Annotated in this window: 11 protein-coding genes; all 11 read right to left on the bottom strand. The window is 66.4% G+C overall.

Going from position 1 to position 15,337, the window contains the following annotated elements:
• Positions 1-8 precede the first annotated feature (8 nt).
• Entirely contained in the window at positions 9-1,457 is a 1,449-nt protein-coding gene (gene ccoN / locus LIN44_RS08030) for a cytochrome-c oxidase, cbb3-type subunit I (RefSeq protein WP_227314241.1), read from the bottom strand.
• Positions 1,458-1,608: 151 nt separating this feature from the next.
• Entirely contained in the window at positions 1,609-1,755 is a 147-nt protein-coding gene (gene ccoS / locus LIN44_RS08025) for a cbb3-type cytochrome oxidase assembly protein CcoS (RefSeq protein WP_010809469.1), read from the bottom strand.
• A gap of 2 nt (positions 1,756-1,757) precedes the next feature.
• Positions 1,758-4,349: a heavy metal translocating P-type ATPase gene (locus LIN44_RS08020; RefSeq protein WP_227314240.1), complete on the bottom strand. Its 2,592-nt coding sequence runs from the start codon at positions 4,347-4,349 to the stop codon at positions 1,758-1,760.
• A 104-nt stretch (positions 4,350-4,453) separates the two neighbouring features.
• Positions 4,454-5,551 (bottom strand): cell division protein ZapE, encoded by a 1,098-nt coding sequence (gene zapE / locus LIN44_RS08015; RefSeq protein WP_227314239.1) that lies wholly within the window; start codon positions 5,549-5,551, stop codon positions 4,454-4,456.
• A gap of 88 nt (positions 5,552-5,639) precedes the next feature.
• Entirely contained in the window at positions 5,640-7,064 is a 1,425-nt protein-coding gene (lpdA, locus tag LIN44_RS08010) for a dihydrolipoyl dehydrogenase (protein WP_227314238.1), read from the bottom strand.
• Positions 7,065-7,166: 102 nt separating this feature from the next.
• On the bottom strand, positions 7,167-8,417 hold the full coding sequence (odhB, locus tag LIN44_RS08005; protein ID WP_227314237.1) for a 2-oxoglutarate dehydrogenase complex dihydrolipoyllysine-residue succinyltransferase: 1,251 nt from the start codon (positions 8,415-8,417) through the stop codon (positions 7,167-7,169).
• Between the two features lie 87 nt (positions 8,418-8,504).
• Positions 8,505-11,357, bottom strand: a complete 2,853-nt coding sequence (locus tag LIN44_RS08000) for a 2-oxoglutarate dehydrogenase E1 component (RefSeq protein ID WP_012353126.1) — start codon at positions 11,355-11,357, stop codon at positions 8,505-8,507.
• A 329-nt stretch (positions 11,358-11,686) separates the two neighbouring features.
• Positions 11,687-12,433: a glycerophosphodiester phosphodiesterase gene (ugpQ, locus tag LIN44_RS07995; RefSeq protein ID WP_227314236.1), complete on the bottom strand. Its 747-nt coding sequence runs from the start codon at positions 12,431-12,433 to the stop codon at positions 11,687-11,689.
• 1 nt (position 12,434) lies between these two features.
• Positions 12,435-13,544, bottom strand: coding sequence for a sn-glycerol-3-phosphate import ATP-binding protein UgpC (locus LIN44_RS07990; RefSeq protein ID WP_227314235.1), 1,110 nt, complete (start codon positions 13,542-13,544; stop codon positions 12,435-12,437).
• Positions 13,545-13,554: 10 nt separating this feature from the next.
• The gene (gene ugpE / locus LIN44_RS07985) at positions 13,555-14,403 is read right to left on the bottom strand and encodes a sn-glycerol-3-phosphate ABC transporter permease UgpE (RefSeq protein ID WP_227314234.1); all 849 of its coding nucleotides are present in this window, start codon (positions 14,401-14,403) and stop codon (positions 13,555-13,557) included.
• A gap of 11 nt (positions 14,404-14,414) precedes the next feature.
• Positions 14,415-15,296 (bottom strand): sn-glycerol-3-phosphate ABC transporter permease UgpA, encoded by an 882-nt coding sequence (gene ugpA, locus LIN44_RS07980; RefSeq protein WP_227314233.1) that lies wholly within the window; start codon positions 15,294-15,296, stop codon positions 14,415-14,417.
• Between the last annotated feature and the right edge of the window lie 41 nt (positions 15,297-15,337).

Below are 15,337 nucleotides of genomic sequence, written 5' to 3'. Positions count from 1 at the left end.
TGGATTGATCAGTGGGCAGAGGCGGCGATGCTGGCCGGAATCGGCGCATCCACGGCGGGCTTGCCGGCAATGGTCTTGGCGATGTTGTAGGCCATCAGCAGCATGCCGGACAGGAAGCACATGCCACCCAGCAGGCGAATCAGATAGAACGGGTACTTGGCCTTGACCGCTTCGACGAAGGCGTAGGTCAGCGTGCCGTCAGGCTGCGTGGCGCGCCACATCAGGCCCTCCATCACACCCGCGATCCACATCGAGGCGATATACAGCACCACGCCGATGGTCGCGATCCAGAAGTGCCACTCGATCAGGCGCATGCTGTACATCTGCTTTTCGCCGAACAGCCGCGGGATCAGGTAGTACAGCGAACCGATGGAGATCATGGCGACCCAGCCCAGCGCGCCCGAGTGCACGTGGCCGATGGTCCAGTCGGTGTAGTGCGACAGCGCGTTGACGGTCTTGATCGACATCATCGAGCCCTCGAACGTCGACATGCCGTAGAACGACAGCGCCACCACCAGGAATTTCAGGATCGGGTCGGTGCGCAGCTTGTGCCAGGCGCCCGACAGCGTCATGATGCCGTTGATCATGCCGCCCCAGGAGGGTGCCAGCAGGATCAGCGAGAACACCATGCCGAGCGACTGCGCCCAGTCCGGCAGCGCGGTGTACTGCAGGTGGTGGGGGCCGGCCCACATGTAGGTGAAGTTCAGCGCCCAGAAGTGGACGATGGACAGGCGGTAGGAGAAGATCGGGCGCTCGGCCTGTTTGGGAATGAAGTAGTACATCATCCCCAGGAAGCTGGTGGTCAGGAAGAAGCCGACGGCGTTATGGCCGTACCACCACTGGATCATCGCGTCCTGCACGCCGGCATAGGCCGAGTAGGACTTCCACAGCGACACCGGCATCTCGATGTTGTTGACGATGTGCAGCAGCGCGATGGTGAGGATGTAAGCGCCGAAGAACCAGTTGGCGACGTAGATATGCCGGGTCTTGCGCTTGACGATGGTGCCGAAGAAGACGATGGCGTAGGCCACCCAGACCGCGGTGATCAGCAGGTCGATGGGCCATTCGAGTTCGGCGTATTCCTTGGAGCTGGTGATGCCCAGCGGCAGCGTGATGGCGGCCGCGACGATGACCAGTTGCCAGCCCCAGAACGTGAACGCGGCCAGCGGGCCGCAGAACAGGCGCGCCTGGCAGGTGCGCTGGACCACGTAGTAGGAGGTGGCAAACAGCGCGCTGCCGCCGAAGGCGAAGATCACCGCGTTGGTATGCAGCGGACGCAGCCGGCCGAACGACAGCCACGGTGTATTGAAATTGAGTTCGGGCCAGATCAACTGTGCTGCCAGCAGCACGCCGACGGCCATGCCGACGATCCCCCAGACTACCGTCATGACAGCGAACTGTCTTACGACGCCGTAATTGAAGGTGTCGACGCGTGAAGACGCGGCAGTGACATCCATTCAGACCCCCAAAGCTTAGAGAAAATAAAAAACCTACTGACAGTGTGACTTTAGAAAAACCATGCCACGGGTGCGTTGATCTTCATCAAGCCGCTCCGGGCGCGCCTTGAACCTGCGCGCGCGGCTCCGGTCCGAGGCCCGCGCTGCGGGCTCACGGCTTGTCGTTGTCCAGCAGGATCGATTCGGCAGGCCGGTCCAGGTCGTCGTACTGCCCGGCATGAAGCGCCCACCACAGCGCGCCCGCGATGACGACCACGAGCACCAGGCTCATCGGCACCAGCAGGTAAAGCGTTTCCATCGTCAGGCTCCGTTATGCCGCGAGGTGCGCCGCGTCGTGCGCCGCGGCTTGCCGGCGCGCAGCAGGCGCCAGGCATTGGCGACCACCAGCAGCGACGACAGCGACATGCCGATGCCGGCCATCCAGGCCGTCACCAGCCCCGTCGCCGCCAGCGGAATGGCGACCACGTTGTAGAAAAAGGCCCAGCCCAGGTTCTGGCGCACCACCCGGCGCGTCTGGCGCGACACCGCCAGCGCCGTTGCGATCTCGGCCACGCCGCCGTGCGTCAGCACCGCGTCCGCGCCGGCCTGCGCCAGCGGCGCGCCGCTGCCGATGGCAATCGACACCTGCGCCTGCGCCAGCACCGGCGCGTCATTGATGCCGTCGCCGACCGCCAGCACCACGGCCCCGCCCTGCTGCAACCGCGCCACGTAGTCGCGCTTGCCTTCTGGCGTGACTTCGCCGGCCATGCACCCGATGCCGAAGTGCGCGGCCCACCAGTGCACCGCCGCCTCGTTGTCGCCGGATACCAGATGGCAGCGCACGCCCAGTTCGCGCAGGCGCGCCAGCAGCGCCGGGGTTTCCTGGCGCTCGACATCGGCCAGGACAAAGCGCGCCAGCGGGCCGGTCTCGGCGCCGAGCCAGACCACCGTGGCGCCGGGATGCATCGGGTTGTCGGCAGCGGCCGGCGCAGGTTGGCCGGAGCCGCCCAGCGCAAGGACAAAATCGGCACGGCCGAGGCGCAGGCGGCGGCCCGCGACCACCGCCTCGAGGCCGTGGCCGGGCACGTTGCGCATGTCGCTGACCTGCAGCGGCAGGCCGGCTGGATCCGGCGCCGCCGCCACCAGCGCGCGTGCGATCGGATGCTCGCCGCCGCGCTCCATCGCCGCGGCCAGGGAAAGGCATCTGGCGGAATCGGCTTCACCGAGCGGCTCGACCGCCGCCACCGCGAAGCGGCCCTCGGTCAGCGTGCCGGTCTTGTCGAGCACCACGTCGGTGACGCGCGCGAGGGTTTCCAGCGCGTGGCCGCGCGCCAGTAGCACGCCACGCCGCGACAGCGCGGCGCCGGCCGCGGCCAGCGCCGCGGGCGTGGCCAGCGACAACGCGCACGGGCAACTGACCACCAGCACCGCGATCGTCACCAGCAAGGCCCGCGACGGATCGATCCAGAGGCCCCAGACCACGCCGGTCAGTGCCGCCAGCGCCAGCAGCGTCGCCACGAACCAGCCGGCCACGCGGTCGGCCAGCGTCGCCAGGCGCGGCTTTTCGGCCAGCGCGCGGTCCAGCACCGCGACGATCTCGGCCAGGCGCGTGCCGGCGCCGACGCGGGTCACGCGCAGTTCCAGCGGGCTGGCGGTATTGAAGCTGCCGGCCAGCACGGTGTCGCCGGCGCAGCGGCGCACCGGGCGGCTTTCGCCGGTCAGCATGGACTCATCGAGTTCGCTGGTGCCCGAAGTCACTGCGCCGTCCGCGGGGACGATCTCGCCCGCCTTGACGCGGATCAGGTCGCCCGCGCGCAGGCGCGCGACCGGGATACGCTCGCCCGCCGCGCCGGCCGCGGAGAGCCGCTCGCATGTGGCAGGCAACTGGCGCGCCAGCATTTCGGCGCCGCTGCGCGAGGCCTGGCGCACGCGCAGTTCCAGGTAGCGGGCCAGCAGCAGGAAGGCGACGAACATCGTCACCGAATCGAAATAGACCTCGCCCACGCCGCGCACCGTGGCCAGCGCACTGGCGGCAAAACCGGCGGCAACGCCGATCGCCACCGGCACGTCCATGCCCATATGGCGCTGGCGCAGGCTGCGCCAGGCCCCGGCGAAGATCGGCGAGGCGGCATAGCACACCACCGGCAAGGTCAGCGCGAAGCTGGCCCAGCGCATCAGCTGCAGCTGGCCGGGATCGATGGTGGCCTCGTGGGTGTAGATCGGCCACGCGTACATCATCACCTGCATCATGCCGAGCATGGCCACCGCCATGCGCATCAGCAAGCCGCGGCGCGCGCGGCGGTCCTGCTGGTCGGTGCGCGAGACTTCGAAGGGCCAGGCCATGTAGCCGATGCCGGCCAGCGCGGCCAGCAGCCCCGACACGGTCTGGGCACCGTCGCGCCAGCGCACCACCACCCGCCGCGTGGCGACGTTGGCGACCGCGGACTCCACCCCCGGCTGGCGGGACAGATGCTGTTCGATCAGCCAGGCGCAGGCGGCGCAGCGGATGTTCTCGGGAGCCAGCGTGATCTCGGCGCGCCCGCCGTCGAGCGGGCGGACAAACTGCGCGCGCAGTTCCGGGGCATCGTAGGCGGCCCAGATCGGCTCGGCTTCGCGCCGGGCGTCGTCGTCGATGGGGCGGGCGAAGCGGGCTTCATCGCCGTACAGGTGGGCAAAGCCGGCGGCATGGAGGGTCTGCGCCAGGGCCTGGCAGCCGCCGCAGCAGAACACGCGGCGGCTGCCGTCCAGGTCCGCGGCGAGCGGCTCGGCATCGGTTACCGGCAAACCGCAATGAAAGCAGGCCAGCGCTGCGGTGGCGTCGCGCGCAGCCGTCTCGGCGCCATTGCGCCCGATGGTTGGCGGAAATGGCGCCAGCATACTGGCGGAGGGACTGGTGGCTGGGGGCGGCGACATGGGATGCTTTTTTTACCCAGTCGAGGATATAGGCCGCCCCCCGATTCCAGCTTGATATAGATCAAGGCGGCCCGGCTATCGTCGCGCCGGGCCTGAAACACCGCTCAGGTAAGCGTCGTATCCATGGTGCGGCGCTCGGATTCCAGGTACTCGCGCGACTGCATCTCGATGATGCGGGATACGGTGCGATGGAATTCGTTGGCCATCTGGCCTTCGGTATAGAGTTCGTCGGCGGGCACTTCCGCCGACATCAGCAGCTTGACCTTGTGGTCGTAGAAGACGTCGATCAGCCAGGTGAAGCGGCGTGCCTCGGACGACATGCGCGGTGTCATGCGCGGCACGTCGGACAGGATCACCGTATGGAACTGCGAGGCCAGTTCCAGGTAGTCGTTCTGCGAGCGCGGACCGCCGCACAGCGTGGCAAAGTCGAACCACACCACCCCGTTGGCCTTGCGCAGCGCGCGCAGCTCGCGGTGCTCGATATGCAGCAGCGGCGACTCGTCGGCGACGCCGGCAATGGAAGTGAACGCATCCCGCAGCGCCGAGTTGGCCTTGGCGCCGAGCGGGGTGTGGTAGGCCTGCACCTGCTCCAGCGCGCGCTTGCGGTAATCGATGCCGGCATCGACATTGAGCACGTCCAGCTTCTGCTGCAGCAGCGCGATGGCGGGCAGCACGCGGTCGCGGTGCAGGCCGTCCGGGTACAGCAGGTCCGGGCGGTAGTTGGAGGTCATCACGAACTGCACGCCGTTGTCGAACAGCTGCTGCAGCAGGCGATGCAGGATCATCGCGTCGGCGACGTCGCTGACATGGAATTCATCGAAGCAGATCAGGCGGAAACGGCGCGCGATGCGCTTCGCCAACTCGTCCAGCGGGTCGGGACGGCCGCGCAGTTCTTCCAGCTGGCGGTGCACCTCGCGCATGAATTCATGGAAATGCAGCCGCGTTTTGCGCACCACCGGCACGCAGGTATAGAAGCTGTCCATCAGGAACGACTTGCCGCGCCCCACCCCGCCCCACATGTAGACGCCCTGCGGCACGTCGGGGCGCACCAGCAGCTTTTTCAGCGCGTTGTTGCGGCGCCCCTTGTAGGCGACCCATTCGTCGTAGCACTGCTGCAGCCGGGCCACGGCGCGCAGCTGGGCCTCGTCGGACTGGTAGCCGCGCTCCTTCAGTTCCTTCTCGTAGTACTCGGTGACGTTCATGCTAGGGGCTCACACGGCACGCGCCGCAAGTGAAAACGGCGCGCCGCAGAACGGCGCGCCGGTACTCAGGCAACGGCGGACACGCGCCTTACATATTGAGTTGGCGCTTGTCGACGGCCAGCGCGGCTTCGCGCATGACTTCCGACATCGACGGGTGCGGATGGCAGACGCGGCCGATATCTTCGCTGGCGGCCTTGAACTCCATCGCCACCACGGCTTCGGCGATCAGGTCCGAGGCGTTGGCGGCAACGATATGCACGCCCAGGATCTCGTCGGTCTTGGCATCCGCCAGCATCTTGACGAAGCCGTCGGCATGGCCCATGCCCAGCGCACGGCCGTTGGCCATGAACGGGAACTGGCCGGCCTTGTACTCGCGGCCTTCGGCCTTGAGCTGGGCTTCGGTCTTGCCGACCCATGCGATTTCCGGGAAGGTGTAGATCACCCACGGAATGCAGTTGTAGTCGATATGCGGCTTCTGGCCGGCGATGCGCTCGGCCACGGCCACGCCCTCGTCCTCGGCCTTGTGCGCCAGCATCGGGCCGCGCACCACGTCGCCGATGGCCCACAGGCCCGGCACCTTGGTGGCGCAATGGTCGTCCACCTCGATAAAGCCGCGCGGGTCGACCGCCAGGCCGACTGCGTCCAGGCCCAGGTTGTCGGTATTCGGCACGCGGCCGACCGACACGATCAGGCGGTCAACTTCCAGGGTCTGGGCGGCGCCATCCTTGTCGGTGTACTTGACGGTCACGCCCTTCTTGCCGGTCGTGACTTCATCCACCTTCACGCCGAGGCTGAACTTCAGGCCTTGCTTGGTCAGCTGTTTCTGCGCTTCCTTGGCCACGCCTTCGTCGGCGGCGCCCAGGAAGGCGGGCAGCGCTTCCAGCACGGTCACGTCGGCGCCCAGGCGGCGCCACACCGAGCCCAGCTCGAGGCCGATCACGCCGGCGCCGATCACGCCCAGCTTCTTCGGCACCGACGGGAACTTGAGCGCGCCTTCGTTATCGCTGACCAGGTCGTTGTCGACGGTGATGCCCGGCAGGTGGCGGGCCTTCGAGCCGGTGGCGATGATGACCTGCTTGGCGGTCACCACTTCACCGGCGATTTCGACCTGGAAGCCCTCGGCGCTCTTGCCGACGAACTTGCCGTAGCCCTTGAGCAGCGTCACCTTGTTCTTGCGGAACAGGAACTCGATGCCCTTGGTCATCTTGCCGACGATATCGTCCTTGCGCTTGAGCATCTTGGCCACGTCGACCTTGACGTCGCCGACGGTGATGCCGTGGTCGCCCAGGTGGTGCTGGACGTTCTCGAACTCTTCCGAGGACGCCAGCAGCGCCTTGGAGGGGATGCAGCCCACGTTCAGGCAGGTGCCGCCCAGGCGGGCTTCGCCCTTGGGATCGTCATACGCATTGCCTTCGCAGCAGGCCACGTTCAGGCCCAGCTGGCCGGCACGGATGGCGGCGATATAGCCGCCGGGGCCGGCGCCGATCACCAGCACGTCGAATTGTTTGCTCATGGAAATTCCTTGTTGGGCGCCGGCGGCAACTTGTGCCGGCGCGCCGTGATCACGGGAGCGCGCTCCCCGCGCACGCCTGTGCGTGCGCGGAGGGACCGGCGGTTACAGGTCCAGCAGCAGGCGCGCCGGATCTTCCAGGGCGTCCTTCATGGCGACCAGGCCCAGCACGGCTTCGCGGCCGTCGATGATGCGGTGGTCGTAGGACATTGCCAGGTAGTTCATCGGGCGGATCACGATCTGGCCGTCTTCCACCACCGGGCGGTCCTTGGTGGCGTGCACGCCCAGGATGGCCGACTGCGGCGGGTTGATGATCGGGGTCGACAGCATCGAGCCGAACACGCCGCCGTTGGAGATCGAGAACGTGCCGCCGCTCAGCTCTTCCAGCGACAGCTTGCCGTCACGGGCCTTGACGCCGAACTCGGCGATCTTCTTCTCGATGTCGGCCAGGCTCATCTGGTCGGCGTTGCGCAGGATCGGCACCACCAGGCCGCGCGGCGAACCGACCGCGATACCGATGTCGAAGTAGCCGTGGTAGACGATGTCGTTGCCGTCGATCGAGGCGTTGATCAGCGGGAACTTCTTCAGCGCGTGCACCGCGGCCTTGACGAAGAACGACATGAAGCCCAGCTTCACGCCGTGTTCCTTCTCGAAGCGGTCCTTGTACTTGTTGCGCAGGTCCATCACCGGCTTCATGTTGACTTCATTGAAGGTGGTGAGGATGGCGTTGGTGGCTTGCGACTGCAGCAGGCGCTCGGCGATGCGGGCACGCAGGCGGCTCATCGGCACGCGCTCTTCCGGGCGGTCGCCCAGCGCGGCAAAGTCGACCGGGGCCGAGACCTGCTGCAGGGCCGGCTTGGCGGCGGGGGCCGGAGCGGCCTTGGCGGCGGGGGCCGGCGCGGCGGCCGCGCCCAGCACGTCGCCCTTGGTGATGCGGCCGTCCTTGCCGGTGCCGGCAACCTGGCCAGCCGACAGGCCGGCTTCGGCCATCAGCTTGGCGGCCGACGGCATCGCCACGGCGCCGGCGCCGGCCGGAGCTGCAGCGGCGGCCGGGGCCGGAGCGGCGGCAGCCGGAGCGGGGGCGGCGGCTGCGGGGGCAGCGGCGCCAGCGGTGGCTTCGGTGTCGATCTTGGCGATGATTTCATCGGCGACGACGGTGTCGCCGTCGTTCTTGACGATCTGCGACAGCACACCGGCCGACGGGGCCGGCACTTCCAGCACGACCTTGTCGGTTTCGATTTCGATCAGGATCTCGTCCTGGGCGACGGCTTCGCCGGGCTTCTTCTTCCAGTTGAGCATGGTCGCTTCGGCGACCGATTCGGAGAGTTGCGGAACCTTGACGTCAACGATAGCCATGGTGGTGAATTCCTCGTGTTATGCGTGTTGTCTTGATGCTGGCGTTGCCACGGCGCGCCTGCGCGCGCCGCCGTGGCTGCCGACTGATTACTTGGTCAGAACAAAGCCCTTGAGCTTGGCGAAGGCCGCGTCGAGCAGCGCCTTCTGTTGCTCGTTGTGCTTTGCGTAGTAGCCCACCGCCGGCGAAGCCGAGGCGGGACGACCGGCATAACCGAGCTTCTGGCCATCCGTCATGTTTTCCATGATGTAGTGCTGCACGAAGAACCAGGCGCCCTGGTTCTGCGGCTCGTCCTGGCACCACAGGATTTCGTTGGCGTTCGGGTACTTCTTCAGCTCCGCGGCCAGCGCCTTGTGCGGGAACGGATACAGCTGCTCCAGGCGGATGATGGCGGTGTCGTTGGCCTCGCGTTCCTTGCGCGTGTTGACCAGGTCGTAGTAGACCTTGCCCGAGCACATGATGACGCGCTTGACCTTGCCGGCGTTCAGTTCTTCGTGGTCGCCGATGACGGTCTCGAAGTGGCCCTTGGCCAGGTCGGACAGCGGCGACACCGCATCCTTGTTACGCAGCAGCGACTTCGGCGTCATGATCACCAGCGGCTTGCGGAACAGGCGGATCATCTGGCGGCGCAGCAGGTGGAAGATCTGTGCCGGCGTGGTCGGCTGGCAGACCTGCATGTTGTGGTCCGCGCACAGCTGCAGGAAGCGCTCGATGCGCGCCGAGCTGTGTTCCGGACCCTGGCCTTCGTAGCCGTGCGGCAGCATCAGGGTCAGGCCCGAGGCACGGCCCCACTTCACTTCACCCGACGAGATGAACTGGTCGATCACCACCTGGGCGCCGTTGACGAAATCGCCGAACTGGGCTTCCCAGATCACCAGCGCGTTCGGTTCGGCGGTCGAGTAGCCGTATTCGAAGCCCAGCACGGCCTCTTCGGACAGCACCGAGTCGATCACCGTGAACGGTGCCTGGTTTTCCGACACGTTCTGCAGCGGCACGTAGCTGCCGGCATCCCAGCGCTCGCGGTTCTGGTCGTGCAGCACGGCGTGGCGGTGGGTGAAGGTGCCGCGGCCGGCGTCCTGGCCGGTAATGCGCACCGGGTAGCCCGAGGCCACCAGCGAGGCAAAGGCCAGGTGCTCGCCCATGCCCCAGTCCAGCGGCTGGTCGCCGCGGCCCATGTTGGCGCGGTCCTTGACCACCTTCTCGACCAGCGGGTGCAGCTTCAGGTGTTCGGGGATGGCGGTGATGCGTTCGGCCAGGCGCTTCAGTTCGGTCACCGGCACGGCGGTGTCGGCGGCGTCGGTCCACTTGCGGTTCAGGAACGGCATCCAGTCGACCGCGAACTTGTTCTTGAAGTTCGACAGCACCGGATCGGCGGTGTGCTTGCCGGCGTCCATCGCGGCGCGGTATTCCTTGACCTTCTCGTCGCCGAAGTCGGCCGGCACCAGGTTCTGCGCGGCCAGCTTGTCGGCGTACAGCTTGCGCGTGCCGGGATGCTGGGCAATCTTCTTGTACATCAGCGGCTGCGTGACCGCGGGCGTGTCCTGCTCGTTGTGGCCCAGCTTGCGGAAGCAGATGATGTCGACCACGACATCCTTCTTGAACTCCATGCGGAAGTCCACCGCCAGCTGCATGGCGTACACCACGGCTTCGGGATCGTCGCCGTTCACGTGCAGCACCGGGGCCTCGATCATCTTGACCACGTCCGTGCAGTACAGCGTCGAGCGGGCGTCGCGCGGGTCGGAGGTGGTGAAGCCGATCTGGTTGTTGATGACGATGTGCATGGTGCCGCCCGTGCCGTAGCCGCGGGTCTGCGCCAGGTTCAGCGTCTCCATCACCACGCCCTGGCCGGCAAAGGCGGCATCGCCATGCACTTGCACCGGCAGCACTTCCATGTTGCCGACCGCGCCGCGGCGTTCCTGGCGGGCCTTGGCCGAACCTTCGACCACCGGGTTGACGATTTCCAGGTGCGACGGGTTGAATGCCAGCGACAGGTGGATCGGGCCGCCCTCGGTCGAGACGTCGCTCGAGAAGCCCTTGTGGTACTTGACGTCGCCGGCCGGCAGGTCATCGACGTGCTTGCCTTCGAACTCGGCGAACAGGTCGGCGGGCATCTTGCCCAGGGTGTTGACCAGCACGTTCAGGCGGCCGCGGTGGGCCATGCCGATCACGATTTCCTGCACGCCCTTGCTGCCGGCGTGCTGGATCAGTTCGTCCATGGCGGCGATGAAGCTCTCGCCGCCTTCCAGCGAGAAGCGCTTCTGGCCGACGTACTTGGTATGCAGGAAGCGCTCGAGGCCTTCCGCCGCGGTCAGGCGGTCAAGGATGTGCTTCTTCTTTTCCAGCGTGAACACCGGCTTGGAACGCGTGGTTTCCAGGCGCTCCTGCCACCAGCGCTTCTGCGCCTGGTCGCTCACGTACATGAATTCGAAGCCGATGGTGCCGCAGTACGTTTCGCGCAGGTTGTTGAGCAGCTCGCGCAGGCTCATCGACTCCTTGCCGAAGTAGGTATTGCTGGCGTTGAAGACGATATCGAGATCGGCTTCGGAAAAACCGTAGAAGGCGGGGTCCAGATCCGGCAGGGGCGGACGCTCCTGGCGCTTGAGCGGGTCCAGGTCGGCCCAGTGCGAACCGATGTTGCGGTAGGCGGCGATCAGCTGCGTGGCAGCGACGCGCTTGCGGCCCATGTCGGAATCGGCCGAGGCAACGATGGTGCGGATGGGGCCTTGCTTGGCGCGCTCGGCGAACGAGGCAACGATGGGAGCGTGGGGGATATCCCGGCCGTTCGAGCCGTCGACGGCGGGAACGTTCTGCATGGCGTCGAAGTACGCGCGCCAATTGTCGGGAACCGAGGCGGGGTTCTGGAGGTAGGCTTCGTACAGTTCTTCGACATAGGGGGCGTTGCCGCCGAAGAGGTACGAATTGCTCTGATACTGCTGCATCATGGGACGCTCACTTTTCTCCGGGTCTGCCGGAGTTCAGCGGGTTATTCAACCTTCCGCGACACGGCTTGACCGGTTAGCGGATCGCAAACAACTCTTGGGAGCCAGCGGAGGGTGCTTACGCAAACGGCACCACCAGGGTGCCGCGTGTGATGGCCGCCTCACAAGGCCCGAAAGGGCAAGTTGTGCGGGGAAGGACCTTAAGTCTTCACGGCGGTAAGGATAGCACGGATTGCGTTTGATCAATGTGGACTTTTCGCGATACGAAACACAGTCACGCGACAATTCCAACCGCTTTCAGCGAATTCGCAACAGCCCCACAACAATCTGAATCAGGGCGCGAACTGGTCGACGGCGTCGGTAATCACCCCATCGAGCCCCCATTCCAGCAACTGCACGGCCCGCGCCGGATCGTTGACGGTGTAAGCCAGCACGCGCAGGCCGGCGGCATGTGCGGCGGCAATCACGCCGGCATCCAGTTCGCGATGGTTGGCATCGAGCGCGACGCAGCCGAGCCGGCGCACCCGCTCCAGCCAGTCAGGGGGCAGCTGGTCGAGCAGCAACGCGCGCGGCAGGTCCGGCGCGACGCGCGCCGCGGCGGCGAGTGCCTCTTCCGAAAACGACGACAGCAGCGGCGGCACCTCGGCGCCGACCCACAGCGACTGGGCATCGAGGGCCACCGCGGCGCCGGTGCGCGCTTCCGTGCCGGGCACCGGCTTGATCTCGATATTGACCAGGAAGCCATTGGCGCGGGTGTAGCGCGCGATCGCCGCCAGCGTCGGCACCGGCTCGCCGGCGAAGGCCGGGCCGTGCCAGCTGCCGGCGTCGAGCAGCGCAAGTTCGCCCAGCGTCAGCGCATCCACCCTGCCCTGGCCGCTGGTGGTGCGGTCCAGGGTGGCGTCGTGCATCAGCACCGGCTTGCCGTCGGCCGACAGCTTCACGTCGAACTCGAACATGCGGTAACCAAAGCCGGCGCCGTGACGGAATGCGGCCAGCGTGTTCTCCGGCGCCAGCTTGCCGGCGCCGCGGTGCGCGATATGGCTGGGGTAGCGCCAGGCCTTGTCGGTTGCGGTGGTCATGTCAGGCCTCGATGCGCTTGCCGGTGTCCGGCGCAAAGAAATGCAGATGCTCGGCCGACGAGGTCACCGGCAGGCGGTCGCCGGCGCGCACGCGCGCATGGCTGTCCAGCCGCACCACCACCGCCTGCCCGCCGAGCGAGCCATAGGCGAAGGAATCCGCGCCCAGCGCCTCGACCACGCGCACATCGACTTCGGCAATCGCCTCATGCGCGGCGCACGGCTCGATATGCTCGGGCCGCAGCCCCAGCAGCGCCTGTTCCGGCAGGTGCAGCCCCATCGGCAGGTGACCCAGCGTGGCGTTGGCGGCTTCGCCCTCCTTCGCCACCACGCGCATCTGCGCGCCGCCCGCCCCGCTCGCGCCGCCGCCGTTGCGCACCACCGGGATCAGGTTCATCGGCGGCGAGCCGATAAAGCCGGCCACGAAGGTGCTGGCCGGTCGTGCGTAGACTTCCAGCGGCGTACCGATCTGCTCGACCCGCCCGGCGTTGAGCACCATCATGCGGTCGGCCAGCGTCATGGCCTCGACCTGGTCGTGGGTCACATAGAGGCTGGTGGTGCCCAGGCGCCGGTGCAGCTCCTTCAGTTCCAGCCGCATCTGCACCCTCAGCTTGGCGTCGAGGTTGGACAGCGGCTCGTCGAACAGGAACACCGCCGGCTCGCGCACGATGGCGCGGCCCATGGCGACGCGCTGGCGCTGCCCGCCCGAAAGCTGGCGCGGCTTGCGCTCCAGCAGCGGCGCCAGCTCGAGAATGCCGGCGGCGTGGTTGACGCGCTGCGCGATCTCGGCCTTGCCCATGCCGCGGATCTTCAGGCCGTAGGCCATGTTGTCGTACACGCTCATGTGCGGATAGAGCGCGTAGTTCTGGAACACCATGGCGATGTCGCGCTCGGCCGGCTCGAGCTGGTTGACCACCTTGTCGCCGATATGGATCTCGCCGCCGCTGATGGTTTCCAGCCCGGCCACCATGCGCAGCAGCGTGGACTTGCCGCAGCCCGACGGCCCGACGATGACGATGAACTCGCCGTCGGCGATCTCCATGTCGATGCCATGCACGACCTGGGCGCCGCCGGCGTAGGTTTTCTGAACGTTGCGTAGTGACAGTTTTGCCATTGTGTTTCGCTTATTTCTCGGTTTCGACCAGGCCCTTGACGAACCACTTCTGCATCAGCACCACCACCACCGCGGGCGGGATCATCGCCAGCATCACCGTGGCCATCACCAGGTTCCAGTCGGTGGCGGCATCGCCCGAGCGCGAGATCATTTGCGTCACGCCCACCACCACCGGCGTCATCGACTTCTGCGTGGTGATCAGCAGCGGCCACAGGTACTGGTTCCAGCCGTAGATAAACTGGATCACGAACAGCGCGGCGATGCTGGTGCGCGACAGCGGCAGCACCACGTCCCAGAAAAAGCGCAGCGGCCCGGCGCCGTCGATGCGCGCCGCTTCCGCGAGTTCATCGGGAATCGTCAGGAAGAACTGGCGGAACAGGAAGGTCGCGGTCGCCGACGCGATGATTGGAATGGTCAGCCCGAAGTAGCTGTCGAGCAGCCCGAGGTCCGACACCACCTTGTAGGTCGGCAGGATCCGCACCTCGACTGGCAGCATCAGCGTGATGAAGATCAGCCAGAAGAAGGTCTTGCGCAGCGGGAACCTGAAATAGACGATGGCAAAGGCCGAGATGATCGAGATCGCGATCTTGCCCAGCGCGATGCCCAGCGCCATGATCAAGCTGTTCTTCATCATGGTCGAGACCGGCGAGGCGGCCTCGCCCACGCCCTGGAACAGCACGGTGCGATAGTTGTCGATCAGGTGGCTGCCGGGGATCAGCGTCATCGGCGCGTCGAGCACTTCTTCGGCGGTCAGCGTCGACGCGACGAAGGTCAGGTACACCGGGAACACCACGATGACGATGCCGAGGATCAGCACCGCGTGGGTCAGGAAATCGAGGAAAGGACGACGTTCTACCATGGTTGCCTCTGTCAGTACTGGACCTTGCGTTCCACATAACGGAACTGCACCACGGTGAGCGCGATCACGATCACCATCAGCACCACCGACTGCGCGGCCGAGCCGCCGATATCCATGCCGCGGAAGCCGTCATGGAAGACCTTGTAGACCAGCGTGTTGGTCGAGTTGAACGGCCCGCCGTGCGTGACCGCATCGATGATGGCGAAGGTGTCGAAGAACGCGTAGACCACGTTGATCACCATCAGGAAGAAGGTGGTCGGCGACAGCAGCGGGAACACGATCGACCAGAAGCGGCGCCACGGGCCCGCGCCATCGATGGCGGCGGCCTCGATCAGCGAGCGCGGGATGCTTTGCAGCCCGGCCAGGAAGAACAGGAAGTTGTAGCTGATCTGCTTCCAGGCCGCGGCCAGCACCACCAGCAGCAGGGCCTGGTTGCCGTTGAGCAGGAAGTTCCATTCGACGCCGAGCTTGCGCAGCGCAAACGAGACCACCCCCAGCGTCGGGTTGAACATGAACATCCACAGCACGCCGGCCACCGCCGGCGCCACCGCATACGGCCAGATCAGCAGCGTCTTGTAGCCCACCGCGGCGCGGATCACGCGGTCGGCAAAATAGGCCAGCGCCAGCGCGGTGGTCAGCCCCACCACCGTCACGCCCACGGCAAAGATAGCGGTGACCTGGAACGACTCGACATAGAGCGGGTCGTTCCACAGCATGCGGAAGTTGTCCAGGCCGACGAATTCCAGGTTGATGCCGAAGGCATCCTGCTGCAGCATCGACTGGTACAAGGCCTGCCCGGCGGGCAGGAAAAAGAAGATCAGCGTGATCGCGATCTGCGGCAACACCAGCAGATACGGCAGCCACGGCGAACGGAACACGACGCGTTTTTCCATGAACGGATTCCGGCGGATGCCGCGGATGGCGGCATCGGACA

It is taken from the genome of Cupriavidus sp. MP-37 (assembly GCF_020618415.1).
GTDB lineage: Bacteria > Pseudomonadota > Gammaproteobacteria > Burkholderiales > Burkholderiaceae > Cupriavidus.
This window is presented reverse-complemented; position numbering and strand designations above follow the sequence as displayed.